This is a genomic window from Rhizobium sp. Rhizsp82 (assembly GCF_047325115.1).
In the GTDB taxonomy this organism is placed as follows: Bacteria; Pseudomonadota; Alphaproteobacteria; order Rhizobiales; family Rhizobiaceae; genus Rhizobium.
In genome coordinates this window covers 284,508-298,424 of the sequence record NZ_CP168570.1, presented here as the reverse complement: position 1 = coordinate 298,424, position 13,917 = coordinate 284,508, and the positions used below count along the sequence as shown (strand labels likewise).

Here is a 13,917-nt window from a genome sequence, read left to right as displayed (position 1 = left end):
CTCAGCCCTGCAGCGAGGCGCCGAGAAGCAGGGCGCCGAAGCAGATGACCAGGACTGCGCCGAGGATCTCGATCGTGTTGCCGATCCAGACCGAGGATTTCGAGCCATATCCGGCGATGCGCACAGCGGTGCCCTTCGCAGTGACTGCAAGGGTCGCCAGGATGGCGACGGTGATTGCCGTTCCTAGCGACATGGCGAGAACCGAAAGCACGCCGCCGAGATAGAGACCGTTCAGCAGCGAGAAGGTCATCACCAGCAGCGCGCCGGAGCAGGGGCGAAGGCCGACGGCGATGATCGCCGACCAGGCCTCGCGGATGCTGAATGTATCCGATCCGAGCAGCGAGGGATCGGGCATATGCGACTGGCCGCAGGTCTCGCAGGCCATGCCGGAAATGAAGTTGTGGCCGGCCTTGCGGGCCTTGGTCTCGCCGAAGGCGTAGACACCAGATTGCTGCGCGCTGTCATTGTCCTTCCAGTCCAGCATCATGCTGACCGGGCCTTCGGCCGTTGCCACGACTTCGCGCTTCGGCAGGCCTGAGATCATCGAGCGCAGCTTGCGAAACAGCAGCCAGCCGCCGAAGGCGATGACCATCACGAAGCTTGCGATCTCCATCGCGTGCGTCGCCTGTGTCAGGGTGATGCCGCTGCCGCGCAGGACAAGCCAGGCGGCGCCGACGAGCGCCACGGCAACGATGCCCTGGATGAAGGCAGAGATGAAGGAGATGACGACGCCGCGGCGGAGCTCGACCTCGTTGGCGATCATATAGGAGGAGATGACGGCCTTGCCGTGCCCGGGACCTGCCGCATGGAAGATGCCGTAGGCGAAGGAGAGGCCGATCAGCGAGGTGAGCTGCCAGGGATCATCCCGCATCGCCTTCAGCGCGCCGGTCAGCGCGCGATAGAAGGCCTGCTGCTCGTAGTTCACATAGGCAAAGAGCGGCGCCAGCGGCCCGCCGATCGGCTGAAAGCTCGGCTCCGCCGTTCCGATACCGAGCGGCGACTGAGCATAGGCGCTGCCAGCGGCGGCAACCAGCATCAGCACCGCGGCGGAAAGGATAAGCGGCCTGCCATGCTTCAGCATGAGATTTCCAGCCTCGTGGCGAAGAGCTTCGACATGTTCGTGCCCGTCGGGTCATTGAAGAAGGCGTCGGTCAGCGATTGCTTGTTCTGCGAGATCACCTGATCCGGATCGGGGCGCAGGACATCATGCTTGCAGCCCTTGAAGCCATCGCCGACCAGGACGAGCTCCTTGTCGCTCGGAAAGTCGATGGACGTATAGAGCGTGGGGTCATAGACGCCGAAGGTCAGCCTGCTCTTCAGCGGCATCGGCTGCGACGGCTTGACCGCGAAGAACATCAGGAGCTGCCCTTCCTTGTAGTCGACATGGATGATGTCCGGCTTCTCTACCGTCACGTTCTTACCGTCGACCGTCAGGTTCATGTAGTAATCGTAGTCGGCAAGGGAATCGCGGACTGTCTTGCCGACTTCCGCGAGCTCGTTCGGCTCCAGCTTCAGATCGGTGTTCTTGTCGAAATCCATGACGACGGAGGACGAGAAGACTTCGTCGAAGCGCCAGATGTTTCTCAGTTCCTGGATGTTGCCATCCGGGCCGGCCACCACTTCCAGCCGGGCCTCCACGAAAATATGCGGATGCGCCATGGCCGCGGCCGGTGCGAGTGCCAGCAGCCCGGCGATCAGGAACGTGGATTTCTTCATGCGTCGGCTTACCGCTCTGCCCAAATCGGTTGGTGTTTTCTTGCCTGACAATGGGACGGAATTGGGACCGGCCTCAAGGCGGCAAAGTGAATCAGGCCGCTTTCAGCTGTGCTTGCGGAACCAGCCGTGGAGATAGTCCACGAAGATGCGCACCTTGGCCGGCAGGTAGCGGCGGTGCGGATAAACCGCGTAGATTCCGCGATCCGTGGGGAGATAATCGTTGAACAGGGTCACCAGACGCCCGTCCTCGATCGGCTTGCGGGCGATGAAATCGGGGATCAGCGCGATGCCAAGACCTGAAAGGGCCGCGCGCAATGTCGCATGCGGGCTGTTGACCTCCATCGGACCGGCAACGGCGACAGCAAAGGAGCTGCTGTCAGGATTGTAGAAGCGGATGCTCGCCTGGGTGCGGGCATTGGTGTCGACGATGAACGGGACGTTCGAGAGGTCGGACGGATGCTCGATATTTGGATGGCGTTCCAGAAATTCCGGCGTGGCGCAGATGTGGACGCGGAAATCCGAGATCTTGCGGGCGATCATGCCGGAGTCTTCCAGCTTGGTGACGCGGATCGCGAGATCGAAGCCTTCCTCGATCAGGTCGACGAAACGGTCGTCGGCGGCGATCTCGAGCTGCAGGTCAGGGTTCTCCTTGGCGAAGTCGATCAGGCACTGGCCGACTTCGGCATCGACGAAGGTGCGCGGCACCGAAATCTTCAGCCGGCCCTTGAGCTGCGCGTTATTCTCACGCACCAGATCGGCGAGATTGTCGATCTCTTTCAGGATGTCGGATGCGGTACGATAATAGGTGTGCCCGGCCTCGGTCATCGAGAACTGGCGGGTGGTGCGATTGAGCAGCAGGGCGCCGAGCTCGTCTTCCAGCTCGCGCACATATTTGGAGAGCAGCGCCTTCGAGCGTCCGGTCCTGCGCGCCGCGGCGGAAAAGCCTTCCGCTTCAACGACATCGATAAAGGCGCGTATGCGGGTAAGCGTGTCCATGGCGACCCCCCTGCTTCGTTGCGGAAGATTGAACAAATTGCGTGTCTTCGTTCAATTTATTTTTTAGGTCTGGGGTCAAAAAAATTCTTGATTATGACGCCGAATATTCTTATCTCGTCCTCAGCCCAAAGTCGCACGTGCCCATGGGTGTCCGCCGAACCCTCGAATTGGTGAGGAAATCGGTAAGGTACCTGGAATTAACCCCTCCAGTCGCTATTCCGGCCAACCGGAAAATGCGAGGACGCCTGAAGCAACGACGGTGCGGGCCTTTTTGTTCTCTCCCTGCTTTCCATCAGCGGGGGTTACTGAAGAGGCACACCTTCATTGCCGGAAGTGCGGTAGGGAACACCCTCCAATCCATGGCAGACAAAGCCGGATCCATGTCGCTCACGCGGCGTTGATTCATCATTCGCGCATCGAGCGCTTGCTATGGTTCCGGGGTCTCCACCGGCTGGTTCCAATGCGAGTTCTCGTATGCCCTTTGTCCTCCGGTTTTTGCCGGAGCTCTGGAATTGTAAAGGGAATCGACATGACCACTCAGCGCATCCGCGACTTTCTCGCAACCCGACGTCCCGACGGTCCCTGCCTCGTGGTTGACCTCGACGTCGTTCGTGACAATTTCTCCGCTTTCCGCCACGCCATGCCGGACAGCTCGATCTACTACGCCGTCAAGGCAAACCCGGCTCCGGAAGTTCTGAAGCTGCTCGCCGACATGGGCTCCAACTTCGATTGCGCGTCCGTCGCCGAAATCGAAATGGCGCTGAACGCCGGTGCGACCGCTGCCCGTATCTCCTACGGCAACACGATCAAGAAGGAACGCGACGTTGCCCGCGCGCATGCGCTCGGCGTCAGCCTCTTCGCCGTCGACAGCCATGAGGAAGTCGAGAAGATCTCGCGTGCCGCTCCCGGCGCCCGCGTGTTCTGCCGCGTTCTGACCGATGGCGAAGGCGCCGAATGGCCGCTGTCGCGCAAGTTCGGCTGCGTCCCGCAGATGGCCGTCGATGTTCTCGTCTACGCTCACCAGCTGGGTCTGGAGTCCTACGGCGTATCGTTCCATGTCGGTTCGCAGATGACCAAGGTCGATGCCTGGGACTCGGCTCTTGCCGATGCCAAGCGCGTCTTCGTTCAGCTGGCCAAGCAGGGCATCCACCTGCAGATGGTCAACATGGGTGGTGGCTTCCCGACCAAGTACCTGCGTGACGTCCCGTCGGCTGAAGCCTACGGCCGTGCGATCTACCAGAGCCTTCGTGACCACTTCGGCAACAACCTGCCGAAGACGATCATCGAGCCGGGCCGCGGCATGGTCGGCAATGCAGGTGTCATCAAGACGGAAGTCGTGCTGATCTCGAAGAAGTCGGACAACGACGCAGCCCGCTGGGTGTTCCTCGACATCGGCAAGTTCGGCGGTCTCGCCGAAACGATGGACGAAGCCATTCGCTACCCGATCCGCACCGAGCGCGATCAGGACGAGATGGAGCCCTGCGTCATTGCCGGCCCGACCTGCGACTCCGCGGACGTGTTGTACGAGAAGAATCTCTATCCGCTGCCGCTCACTCTCTCGATCGGCGACGAGATCCTGATCGAAGGCACCGGCGCCTACACGACCACCTATTCGGCGGTCGCTTTCAACGGCTTCGAGCCGCTGAAGGCCTACATCATCTGATGGTGCCAGCCCCGTAGCCAGCCGGGGCGGCAAACTCACAATTCCTTTTCATCGCCGCTAACTACGGTATTGGGTACGGGAGGCCACGATGGCCGCTGTTCTTGATTCTGTCCGCGCATTCTTTGCGCCTTCCATTTTCACCATCGATGCCGAGAACCCTTCGGATGTCGTGGCACGCGAGAATCTTCTCGACCGCGCCATGGGCCCGAACCGCCGCAAGAAGTCGTCGGAAAAGATCCGCCGCGGCCGCATTCCGGCCGAAGGCCTGGCGCTCGTCGCCCGCGATGGCGACGGTCATCTGATCGGTACCGTACGTCTCTGGAACGTCGAGGCCGGCGTCAACAGCGAGGGCACGCCGATCACGGCTCTGCTGCTCGGCCCGCTTGCCGTCGATTCCGCCTATGAAGGCAAGGGTATCGGTGGCGCGCTGATGCGTGCGGCGATCCTCGAAGCGAAGAACCGCGGCCACGGCGCGATCCTGCTCGTCGGCGATGCGGCTTATTACGAGCGTTTCGGCTTCTTTGCCGAGGGTGCTCGCCATCTCGTCATGCCCGGTCCGTTCGAACGCTCGCGCTTCCTGGCGCTGGAGCTGGTCGAGGGCTGGCTTGACGGCGCTGCCGGCATGATCGTGCCCACGGGCCGCATGCTGGCAAGCGCGCCGGTCCGGAAGGCGGCCTGACCGGCAACAAGCCTCTCTCCCGAAAGGAGAGGGGCTTTTTTGTTTTCAGCCGGCGATCTTGCCGTTCTCGATCAGCCAGCCGACGGAATCCTGCACCGCTTCCAGCGAGCTGTAGCGCGGCCGGAAATTCAGAAGATTGCGGGCCTTCTCCATCGAGCAGTTCGGGCTGCGGGCGATATGTTCCCATGTCGCCGCGGCGTCGACTGGCGGCTGCTCCTTCTTCCATTCGTCGAAGGGTTTGAAGGCGAGCTTCGGCTCGTGGCCGAACCAGCGATACATCGCCTCGGCATAGCCGCGCAGCGTCAGCGCCTGTTCGGAAACGGCGTGGAAGCTCTCGCCGGTCGAGGCGCGCCAATTGCCGATCGCTGCCATGAAGAGGGCGGCGATATCATCGGCATGAACGTGATGGACGGTTTCCAGGCCGAAATTCGGCAGCGTCAGCTGGTCGCCGCGGGCGATAGTCTCGAAGGCCGAGAGATTGAAATGACCGGCCGGATTGAGCGGCGCCCAGGCGCGGCCGACGATATGGCCGGGATGGATCAGCGTCACCGGCAGGCCGCGGAGCCTGGCTTGCTGCAGGAAGTAATCCTCGATCGCCTTTTTCTGGATGCCGTAGTCGCCGAAGGGCGCCTTTGGAGCATCCTCCCGGGTCGGTACGGCAAGCGAATGCCCATGCGTCCATATCGTGCCGGTGTGCAGGAGATGGCCGGTATGGCCGTTCAGGGCTTCGCCGAGCTGGCGGGCGCTATCAAGCGTGAAGCAGATCTTGTCGATGACGATATCGGCATTCAGCGCCCGGATGGCGCGGCCGAAGCTGCCGTCGCGCTCGAGAGCGGCGCGGTCCATTTCCTTCCACTCGACGCTCTTCCAGGCGGCGTGCGGCGTGTAGGGCTCCGACCGGCCGCGGCTGATCGCGATCACCTCATGCCCGGCCTCGACCAGCCGTGGCACCAGATAGGTGCCGACGTGCCCTGTTGCTCCGATAACGGCGACGCGTGCCATAGATATCTCCTCGATCCATTCGGCCGGGACTATGTCGCGCCGTAGTGTCCTGCGGCAAGGGGCTTCATAGGTTTTCACGAGCGCGTGAAGGGCGGCGTGCTGCCGGTGATTTGTCGCGGGCAGGGCACTACCTTGCGGGCATGCAAAGATTTCTCGCCGCCCTCATCGTCGTCGTCACCATGCCGCTCTCCGCCTTTGCGGAAGACCAGCGCCTGAGCGACTTGCTCGAAAGCCTGCGCACCCGTCAGGATCTGACACCGCTGAAATCAGTGGTTATCGCGCGTGATGGCCAGATCGTTGCCGAGCAGGGATATCGTGGTCATAGGACCTCCGAATCCGCCAACATCAAATCGGCCTCGAAGTCTATCATTTCGGCGATGGTCGGTATCGCCATCTCGAAGGGTTTGCTCGAAGGACCTGACCAGAAGATCGCACCAATCCTGCGGGCCGATCTGCCTGACAATCCCGATCCGCGGCTGAGCGAGATCACCATCGGCAATCTGCTCTCCATGCAGGCCGGGCTTGGGCGCATGTCGGGGCCGAATTACGGGCGCTGGGTATCGAGCCGCAACTGGGTGCGCTTCGCGCTCGCCCAGCCTTTCGATGACGAGCCGGGCGGGCAGATGCTCTATTCGACGGCCTCGACGCATCTGCTGTCGGCGATCCTAACCAAGGTCGGTGGCAAGTCGACGCTGGCTCTGGCGCGGGACTGGTTCGAGCCGGTGCAGGGTTTCCGCATCGGTGCATGGGAGCGCGATCCGCAGGGCATCTATCTCGGCGGCAATCAGATGGCGATGAGCGCCCGGTCGCTGCTGGCCTTCGGCGAGCTCTACCGCAATGGCGGCAAGACGGCCGATGGCATGCAGGTCGTGCCTGCCGACTGGATTACGCAGTCATGGCAGCAACGCACCAATTCCCGCTTCTCCGGCGATGGCTATGGCTACGGCTGGTTCGAGCGGCAGATCGGCGGCGAGACGGTGCATTTCGCCTGGGGCTATGGCGGGCAGATGCTCTACATCATCCCGTCACTGAACCTGACGGTCGCCATGACTTCGGCCGAGAGCGGCCCTTCGGCGCGCAACGGCTATCGCGATGCGCTGCATAATGTTCTTGGAGAAATCATCCAGGCGGCGCGGCTTTCGTAAAGCCGCGCCCGAAGGATCAGGCCGAGATATCGACCACGCCGCAATCGCCGGCTTCGGAGGCGAAGGCTAGCAGCTTGCCGTTCTTGCTCCAGCTCATGGCGGTGATGGCGCCCTTGCCGGGGCGGCGGATCAGCGCTTCCTTGCTGTCGGCAAGGCGCACCGCGAGGATCATGCCGTCGATGAAGCCGATTGCCAGGATATCCTCGGCCGGATGGAATTTCACCGAGGTCGCCATGATGTTGGCACGGGTGCCGAGCTCCAGCGGCGACTTGCCCATCGGGCCGTCCTTGCCCTGGAAGGGCCAGACGATGGCGGCCGGTGCGCCAGACGAGGCCAGCCACTTGCCCTTGGCGGACCAGGAGAGCGACTTCACCTTGGCCGGATAGCCGGTCATGCGCATGTGGCGGGCCTCGGAGCCCGGCTTGATATCGAGCTTCCAGCCATGCAGGGCGTTTTCCTGCATCGAGGTGACGAGGAAATTGCCGTCCGGCGAGAAGGTGACGCCGGTGTGCGCGCCCTTCCATTCAAGATCGACCGGCTTGGCGCTCATCGTCACCCAATGCAGCGACACGCCATTATAGCGGGCAGCGGCGATGCGCAGGCCCTTCGGCGCGAAGGCGAGGCCCTCGACGGTGCGCTCTTCGGTGAATTCCTTGGTCTCGCCGTTCGACAGGCGCACGAAGGCGCTCTTGCCATAGGAATAGGCAATGGCGCCCTGCGGGCCGGCGGCAACCTGGGAAATCCACTTGCGCGGCGCGCTGGCGAGTTCGGTGACGCTGGCATCGGCATTGATGCGCAAGACCTTGCCGTCTTCGCCGCCTGAAATCAGGCTTTCGCTATAGGGATCGCGGATGCAGGTGAGCATGCCCTGATGGGCTTCGGTCACCTTCTCGCTGCCTTCCAGGCGATGGAAGGTGCCGTTGGCATTGGCGAAGAAGGGGGTGTCACCTAAAAATTCGACGGCCAGGATATGGCCGTCGAGATCAAGCGGAGCAACTGTTGGCATCAGGCCGCAGCCTCGCATGCCTTGAACGAGGCTTCGAGCTTTTCGCGGTCGAGTTCCCGGCCGATGAAGACGAGACGCGTCTCATGCTTCTCGCCGTCCTTCCACGGACGCTGATGATCGCCTTCGACGATCATGTGCACGCCCTGAACGACGTAACGCTCGGCATCGTCCTTGAAGGCGATGATGCCCTTGAGACGCAGGATGTTCGGACCCTGCGTCTGGGTGATCTTCTGGATCCAGGGGAAGAAGCGTTCGGCGATCATCTCGCCGCCGCGCAGCGAAACCGATTGAACCGTCACGTCATGGATCGGCGACACGGCGCCATGATGATGGTGATCGTGATCATGGTGGTGATGCTCGTGGTCATGGTCATGACCATGCGCGTGATGATGGTGATCGTGATCGCAATCCGGGCCGCAGACGTGATCGTCATGGCCATGCTCGAGGAAATGCGGATCGTTTTCCAGCGCACGTTCGAGGTTGAAGGCGCCCTGATCGAGAACGCGGGCCAGATCGACGCCAGAGCGGCTGGTCTTGTAGACGCGGGCCGACGGGTTGATGGCGTGGACGATGTCCTCGATCTGCGCCAGTTCTTCCGGGGTCACGAGGTCGGTCTTATTGATGAGCACGACGTCGGCGAAAGCGATCTGGTCTTCGGCTTCGCGGCTGTCCTTCAGGCGCAGCGGCAGGTGCTTGGCATCGACGAGGGCGATGACGGCATCGAGCTCGGTCTTGGCGCGGACATCGTCATCCATGAAGAAGGTCTGGGCAACCGGAACCGGATCGGCAAGGCCGGTCGTCTCGACGATGATGCCGTCGAAACGGCCGGGGCGGCGCATCAGGCCTTCGACGACGCGGATCAGGTCACCGCGCACGGTGCAACAGACGCAGCCGTTGTTCATTTCGTAGATTTCTTCATCGGACTCGACGATCAGGTCGTTGTCGATGCCGATCTCGCCGAACTCGTTGACGATGACAGCGTATTTCTTGCCGTGGTTTTCCGAAAGAATGCGGTTCAGCAGCGTCGTCTTGCCGGCACCGAGATAGCCGGTGAGCACGGTGACGGGAATGGGCTTCTGCTGCGTGGAAATTGCGTCGGTCATGAGAACCTCGAAGAAATTGGTATACCGCCGATGGGGCTTTAAACGGTCGGTTTCATATAAGGAGTTGGGAGCGGCAGTTCAAAGGGTTTTATAATGTTATAAGATCACATTCTGCCGGTGCTGCGTCTCAGGCTAGTTCGGATGCGTCGAATGCATCGACATCCCGCAGCAGCTCGACCAATCCTTTGACGGCATGCGCAATCAGGGCTTCGCCTTTTTCCGCAGTCGCTGCCGCGGCGTTGCCGGCGACGCCGGTTTTGTTGAGATCGGACATCTTCCAGCCGAAGGCATGCGGCCCATAGGCGCGCAGATGCTTGAAGCGCTTGGCAAACTCGCTCTGGCGCGAGGGGAAGTCGGCGGCTTTCTGCATCTTCACCTTGGATGGATGCAGCGCCAGCATCACCGATGTCTCTATATCGCCGCCATGGATGTCGATCGCCTTCGCTTCAGGTGAAATGACGCCATCGGGGACGCCGAAGCGGGTCCAGCTGGTGGCGACCGCCAGCATGTTGAAGTGGACGCGCGCCTCGGTCGAGACGATCGCCGTCAGCGGCGAGTTGCCGCCATGGGCGTTGAGGAGCACCAGCTTGCGGATGCCAAGATCGTGCAGCATTCCGGCGATGCCAAGCCAGCGGTGGATGGCCTCGCCATAGGTGAGCGTCTTCGTTCCCTCGATATCCATATGCTCGACCGAATAGCCGATCGGCTCGGCCGGGAGGAATGTGACCGGCAGGGAAGGGGGGAGTGCTGCCTTGAGGCGCTCGACGATGCCCTCGGCGATCAGGGTGTCAGTATCGAAGGGCAGGTGGGGGCCATGCTGCTCATGTGCGCCAAGTGGTAAGATGGCGATCCAGCGGCTTCTTTCGTCAGGCGTCAGCGACGGATCGTTGTCCGCAAAGTTTAGTGAGGGGACTGTCATCCGGTTTCAATGCCCCTTGTTTGTGACGTGAAGCTGCGCAATGTCATATTGCAGTAAATCAAAGGGATGGCGATGGGCAAGAAGAACAAGGACGGCAAGAAGAACAAGTCCAAGAAGAAGGACCAGACCGAATATACGGTCGCCGATCTCTCGCCCGCCCTGACGCAGGCGGCGCGCTCGATGCGCACCGTGCTGTCACGCAATCTTCTCGAAAGCGGCCTCTATGCCGGGCAGGACGGCGTGATCCTGTCGCTTTCCGAAAGCGACGGCATGACGGCGGGCGGCCTTGCCCAGCGGCTTGGCGTCAAGGCGCCGACGATGACCCGCACCATCGGCCGCATGGAGGCGCAGGGCTTCCTCGAGCGCAAGCCGGATGCCGAAGATGCGCGTCTCACCAAGGTCTATCTGACCGAGCTCGGCCGCGGCAGCGTGCAGGCGATCGAAATGGCCGGATCCTCCTGCGACAAGCTGGCGACCCTCGATTTCTCCGACAAGGAAATCCGCAATCTCGTTCGTCTGCTGAAAGCGATCGACAGCAATCTCCAGGCCGAGGTGCAGCATTTCGAAGAGCCGGACGAAAATTAAACCTGGCTGAAATTTAGGTTTGCCTCTATGCGTTTAATCTTTTAATTAAACATTTTAAGGGGCGTCGTCATCCGGTCTCATATCGCGCTCCACCATCTTGCGCGTTGCCTGGGGAGGATGCGTGGCTCAGAAGATCAAGCTTTCGACGATTGCCGAAACACTCGGTATTTCAACGGCAACCGTCTCTCTTGCCCTACGCGACAGCCCGCTCGTGGCTGGCAGCACCCGCGACAAGATCAAGGAACAGGCCCGGGCGCTCGGCTATATCTATAACCGCCGCGCCGCCAGCCTGCGCACCTCGCGCTCCGGCATCATCGGTGTCGTGGTGCATGACATCATGAACCCGTTCTACGGGGAAATCCTGAAAGCGATCGAGAGTGAACTCGACCGCAGCCGCCACACCTTCATTCTGTCGAACCATTACGACTCCGTCGAAAAGCAGCGCACCTTCATCGAGACGCTGCTGCAGCTCGGCGGCGACGGCGTGATCATGTCGCCGGCGATCGGCACGCCGCCCGAGGACCTGCAGCTGACCGAGGATAACGGCATGCCGGCGATCCTTGTTGCCCGTTCGATGGATGTCATGGACCTGCCGACCTATCGCGGCGATGACAGCTACGGCATTTCGCTTGCCACCAATCACCTGATCGGCCTTGGCCATCGCTCGATCGCAATGATCGGCGGCACCGACCAGACCTCGACCGGCCGCGACCGCTACCAGGGCTATGTCAACGCGCTGCGCAAGGCCGGCATCGAAGTCGATCCGAACCTGCGCATTCCCGGGCCGCGCTCGAAGCAGGGCGGTTTCGAAGCCGCCGTCCACTTCCTGTCTCTGCCGCAGAAGCCGACGGCCGCCGTCTGCTGGAACGATCTCGTCGCCATCGGCCTGATGAACGGTATTTCCCGCGCCGGTCTTGTTCCCGGCCGCGACATCTCGGTCACCGGCTACGACGACCTTGAGGAAGCATCGATCGCGACACCGGCGCTGACCACCGTCTGGAACGGCCAGGCGGAAGTTGGCCGGCTTGCGGCGCGCGCGCTGCTCGATCGCCTTGCCGGCAGTCACGAGCCCGATGGTATCCACCTGATCAAGCCGGAGATGCGCATCCGTCAGTCGACGAGTCCTGTTAACTCCCGCTCATAGCCCCAGCCCACAGCCAAGAGGAAAAGCCATGTCCCGCATTGCCATTCTCGTTCCCGGGAAGATACACGATCGCGTTCCTGCCAGACTGCAGGAGCATTTCGAGCTGGTTCCGGCGGCGCGCGATGCAAATGGCAGGCTGGCAATCGATGCGGAAACGGCGAAGCGCATCCGCGGCGTGGCGGTTTCGGGCACGATCAATGCAGCCGATATCGACGGGCTTCCCGCGGTCGAGATGATCTCGAGCTTCGGCGTCGGCTATGACGGTGTCGATGTGAAGCATGCGGCCTCTAAGAACATCGTCGTCACCAATACGCCCGATGTGCTGAACGACGAGGTCGCCGACACGGCGCTGGCGCTGCTTCTCAACACCGCCCGCGAATTCCCGCGTGCCGAAAACTGGCTGCGCGACGGCAACTGGAAGCCGGGCGTCAATTATCCGCTGTCGCGCTTTTCGCTGAAGGGACGGCATGTCGGCATGTTCGGCCTTGGCCGTATCGGCCAGGAAATCGCCGCGCGCCTGGAGCCATTCAAGGTCAAGATCAGCTACCACACGCGCAGCCGCAACCCGGATGTCGCTTATGACTACTATTCGTCGCTGAAGGAACTGGCCGCAGCCGTCGATACGCTGATCGCCATCGTTCCGAAGACGCCGCAGACTCACAAGGTCGTCGATGCCGATATCCTCTCGGCACTCGGATCCGACGGCATCTTCATCAATGTCGGGCGTGGCTGGAGTGTCGATGAGGATGCGCTGATCGCAGCACTGAAGAACGGCGTCATCGGCGCCGCCGGTCTCGATGTCTTCTATGACGAGCCGAATGTGCCTGCCGGTCTGCTCGACCTGCCGAACGCAGTGTTGCTGCCGCATCTCGCATCGGGCTCGGTGCCGACGCGCAATGCCATGGCTGATCTGGTCGCCGACAATCTGATCAGCTGGTTCCAGCAGGGCAAGCCGCTGACGCCAGTGCCGGAAACGCCCGTCAAGGCTTAAGCGATGGTCTTAGCACCGGCCTTCTTCGCCACATAATCGCGCACGGCGTCGCCGAAGGCGGCGAAGATCTGGTTCGAGGCCTTGTCGGTCTCGGCCCAATATTCCGGATGCCACTGGACGCCGACGGCGAAGGCCTTGGCGTCGATCACGGAAACGGCTTCGACCGTGCCGTCTTCGGCAAGTGCCTCGACCTGCAGGCGCGGCGCGGTCTTGGCGATCGCCTGGCGGTGCAGCGAATTTACCTGCACTTCGCCGGAGCCGATGATGCCAGCGATGCAGGAACCTTCCTTGACGAAGACGCTCTGGCGGATGGCATACATGCCGTCGCGGTCGACGCCTTCGGGTCTGCGGTGGTCCCATGTGCCCGGCTGTTCCTGGATCTCGCTGGCGAGCGAGCCGCCGAGCGCGACATTCAGCTCCTGGATGCCGCGGCAGATGGCGAGCAGCGGGATGCCGCGGTCGATGGCGCGGCGGATCAGCGGCAGGCTGGTCGCATCACGCGCCGGATCGAAGGGGCCGTCGCTGTCCCGTGCTTCGACGCCATAAAGCGAAGGGTGGACATTGCTGGCCGAACCGGAGACGAGCACACCGTCGACGCGGTCCAGAACGGCGTCGATGTCGTAGCCCTTCTCGAAAGCCGGCACGATCAGCGACATGACTTCGGCGGCATTCAATGCTGCGCGGACATATTGGTGCTGGGCGGCGTGCCAGACGGCGCCATCGAGGATGCGGATATCGGCGGGAACGGCAACGATCGGCTTGGTCATGGTCTATCCGGAAAATCTCTTGGTGATCGCTATTTGAGAGCCGAGAACGGCTGCAAAGTCAACTTCTCGGCGCAATGGCTGGCCAAATTGCGGCAATGTCCTCCGTCCCTCCCGCAAATCGGCTAAACTGCTGATTTTGATGGAAAGCCCGCCTATGCCGCATTGCTGCCGTGATGCCAAAGTCTCATAGACTAACGCTTG

General features: G+C 61.8%; 14 protein-coding genes. 6 read left to right on the top strand and 8 right to left on the bottom strand.

The window, feature by feature from the left end:
• Nucleotide 1: 1 nt before the first annotated feature.
• From ACEN84_RS06175 to ACEN84_RS06165, 3 genes are all read right to left on the bottom strand, one after another.
• Nucleotides 2-1,081 (bottom strand): nickel/cobalt transporter, encoded by a 1,080-nt coding sequence (locus ACEN84_RS06175; protein ID WP_413710306.1) that lies wholly within the window; start codon nucleotides 1,079-1,081, stop codon nucleotides 2-4.
• Nucleotides 1,075-1,716, bottom strand: coding sequence for a DUF1007 family protein (locus ACEN84_RS06170; RefSeq protein WP_112719747.1), 642 nt, complete (start codon nucleotides 1,714-1,716; stop codon nucleotides 1,075-1,077). The genes ACEN84_RS06175 and ACEN84_RS06170 overlap by 7 nt, the downstream gene beginning before the upstream one ends.
• A gap of 102 nt (nucleotides 1,717-1,818) precedes the next feature.
• Complete coding sequence (locus ACEN84_RS06165; protein ID WP_112719746.1) at nucleotides 1,819-2,712, bottom strand: LysR family transcriptional regulator; 894 nt, start codon at nucleotides 2,710-2,712, stop codon at nucleotides 1,819-1,821.
• Nucleotides 2,713-3,241: 529 nt separating this feature from the next.
• Between ACEN84_RS06165 and odc2 the strand changes: the two genes are divergently transcribed.
• Both odc2 and ACEN84_RS06155 read left to right on the top strand, forming a co-directional pair.
• A complete protein-coding gene (odc2, locus tag ACEN84_RS06160) occupies nucleotides 3,242-4,375 on the top strand; it encodes an ornithine/lysine decarboxylase (protein ID WP_413710305.1) in 1,134 nt (377 codons plus the stop codon).
• 88 nt (nucleotides 4,376-4,463) lie between these two features.
• Nucleotides 4,464-5,054, top strand: coding sequence for a GNAT family N-acetyltransferase (locus ACEN84_RS06155; protein WP_413710304.1), 591 nt, complete (start codon nucleotides 4,464-4,466; stop codon nucleotides 5,052-5,054).
• Between the two features lie 45 nt (nucleotides 5,055-5,099).
• On the opposite strand, the gene ACEN84_RS06150 is transcribed toward ACEN84_RS06155, so the two are convergent.
• Nucleotides 5,100-6,056, bottom strand: coding sequence for an NAD-dependent epimerase/dehydratase family protein (locus tag ACEN84_RS06150; protein ID WP_413710303.1), 957 nt, complete (start codon nucleotides 6,054-6,056; stop codon nucleotides 5,100-5,102).
• Between the two features lie 140 nt (nucleotides 6,057-6,196).
• Between ACEN84_RS06150 and ACEN84_RS06145 the strand changes: the two genes are divergently transcribed.
• A complete protein-coding gene (locus ACEN84_RS06145) occupies nucleotides 6,197-7,201 on the top strand; it encodes a serine hydrolase domain-containing protein (protein ID WP_413710302.1) in 1,005 nt (334 codons plus the stop codon).
• Between the two features lie 16 nt (nucleotides 7,202-7,217).
• On the opposite strand, the gene ACEN84_RS06140 is transcribed toward ACEN84_RS06145, so the two are convergent.
• The 3 genes from ACEN84_RS06140 to ACEN84_RS06130 all read right to left on the bottom strand — a co-directional run bounded on the left by ACEN84_RS06140 (nucleotide 7,218) and on the right by ACEN84_RS06130 (nucleotide 10,229).
• Nucleotides 7,218-8,207: a WD40 repeat domain-containing protein gene (locus tag ACEN84_RS06140; RefSeq protein ID WP_199628955.1), complete on the bottom strand. Its 990-nt coding sequence runs from the start codon at nucleotides 8,205-8,207 to the stop codon at nucleotides 7,218-7,220.
• Entirely contained in the window at nucleotides 8,207-9,310 is a 1,104-nt protein-coding gene (locus ACEN84_RS06135) for a CobW family GTP-binding protein (RefSeq protein ID WP_413710301.1), read from the bottom strand. Before ACEN84_RS06135 ends, ACEN84_RS06140 begins: the two co-directional genes overlap by 1 nt.
• A gap of 127 nt (nucleotides 9,311-9,437) precedes the next feature.
• Complete coding sequence (locus ACEN84_RS06130) at nucleotides 9,438-10,229, bottom strand: creatininase family protein (RefSeq protein ID WP_413710300.1); 792 nt, start codon at nucleotides 10,227-10,229, stop codon at nucleotides 9,438-9,440.
• Between the two features lie 72 nt (nucleotides 10,230-10,301).
• Here ACEN84_RS06130 and ACEN84_RS06125 point away from each other — a divergent pair, with 72 nt between their 5' ends.
• From ACEN84_RS06125 to ACEN84_RS06115, 3 genes are all read left to right on the top strand, one after another.
• The gene (locus tag ACEN84_RS06125) at nucleotides 10,302-10,814 is read left to right on the top strand and encodes a MarR family winged helix-turn-helix transcriptional regulator (RefSeq protein ID WP_112719845.1); all 513 of its coding nucleotides are present in this window, start codon (nucleotides 10,302-10,304) and stop codon (nucleotides 10,812-10,814) included.
• A gap of 121 nt (nucleotides 10,815-10,935) precedes the next feature.
• Complete coding sequence (locus tag ACEN84_RS06120) at nucleotides 10,936-11,958, top strand: LacI family DNA-binding transcriptional regulator (protein ID WP_112719739.1); 1,023 nt, start codon at nucleotides 10,936-10,938, stop codon at nucleotides 11,956-11,958.
• A 28-nt stretch (nucleotides 11,959-11,986) separates the two neighbouring features.
• A complete protein-coding gene (locus ACEN84_RS06115) occupies nucleotides 11,987-12,949 on the top strand; it encodes a 2-hydroxyacid dehydrogenase (protein WP_413710299.1) in 963 nt (320 codons plus the stop codon).
• Here the strand turns inward: ACEN84_RS06115 and ACEN84_RS06110 are convergent.
• The gene (locus ACEN84_RS06110) at nucleotides 12,946-13,716 is read right to left on the bottom strand and encodes a gamma-glutamyl-gamma-aminobutyrate hydrolase family protein (RefSeq protein WP_413710298.1); all 771 of its coding nucleotides are present in this window, start codon (nucleotides 13,714-13,716) and stop codon (nucleotides 12,946-12,948) included. The genes ACEN84_RS06115 and ACEN84_RS06110 overlap by 4 nt on opposite strands.
• Nucleotides 13,717-13,917: the final 201 nt, after the last annotated feature.

Coding starts and splice junctions, on each gene's coding strand:
- ACEN84_RS06175 (WP_413710306.1), bottom strand. CDS start 1,081: ATGCTGAAGCATGGCAGGCCGCTTATCCTTTCCGCCGCGGTGCTGATG.
- ACEN84_RS06170 (WP_112719747.1), bottom strand. CDS start 1,716: ATGAAGAAATCCACGTTCCTGATCGCCGGGCTGCTGGCACTCGCACCG.
- ACEN84_RS06165 (WP_112719746.1), bottom strand. CDS start 2,712: ATGGACACGCTTACCCGCATACGCGCCTTTATCGATGTCGTTGAAGCG.
- odc2 (WP_413710305.1), top strand. CDS start 3,242: ATGACCACTCAGCGCATCCGCGACTTTCTCGCAACCCGACGTCCCGAC.
- ACEN84_RS06155 (WP_413710304.1), top strand. CDS start 4,464: ATGGCCGCTGTTCTTGATTCTGTCCGCGCATTCTTTGCGCCTTCCATT.
- ACEN84_RS06150 (WP_413710303.1), bottom strand. CDS start 6,056: ATGGCACGCGTCGCCGTTATCGGAGCAACAGGGCACGTCGGCACCTAT.
- ACEN84_RS06145 (WP_413710302.1), top strand. CDS start 6,197: ATGCAAAGATTTCTCGCCGCCCTCATCGTCGTCGTCACCATGCCGCTC.
- ACEN84_RS06140 (WP_199628955.1), bottom strand. CDS start 8,207: ATGCCAACAGTTGCTCCGCTTGATCTCGACGGCCATATCCTGGCCGTC.
- ACEN84_RS06135 (WP_413710301.1), bottom strand. CDS start 9,310: ATGACCGACGCAATTTCCACGCAGCAGAAGCCCATTCCCGTCACCGTG.
- ACEN84_RS06130 (WP_413710300.1), bottom strand. CDS start 10,229: ATGACAGTCCCCTCACTAAACTTTGCGGACAACGATCCGTCGCTGACG.
- ACEN84_RS06125 (WP_112719845.1), top strand. CDS start 10,302: ATGGGCAAGAAGAACAAGGACGGCAAGAAGAACAAGTCCAAGAAGAAG.
- ACEN84_RS06115 (WP_413710299.1), top strand. CDS start 11,987: ATGTCCCGCATTGCCATTCTCGTTCCCGGGAAGATACACGATCGCGTT.
- ACEN84_RS06110 (WP_413710298.1), bottom strand. CDS start 13,716: ATGACCAAGCCGATCGTTGCCGTTCCCGCCGATATCCGCATCCTCGAT.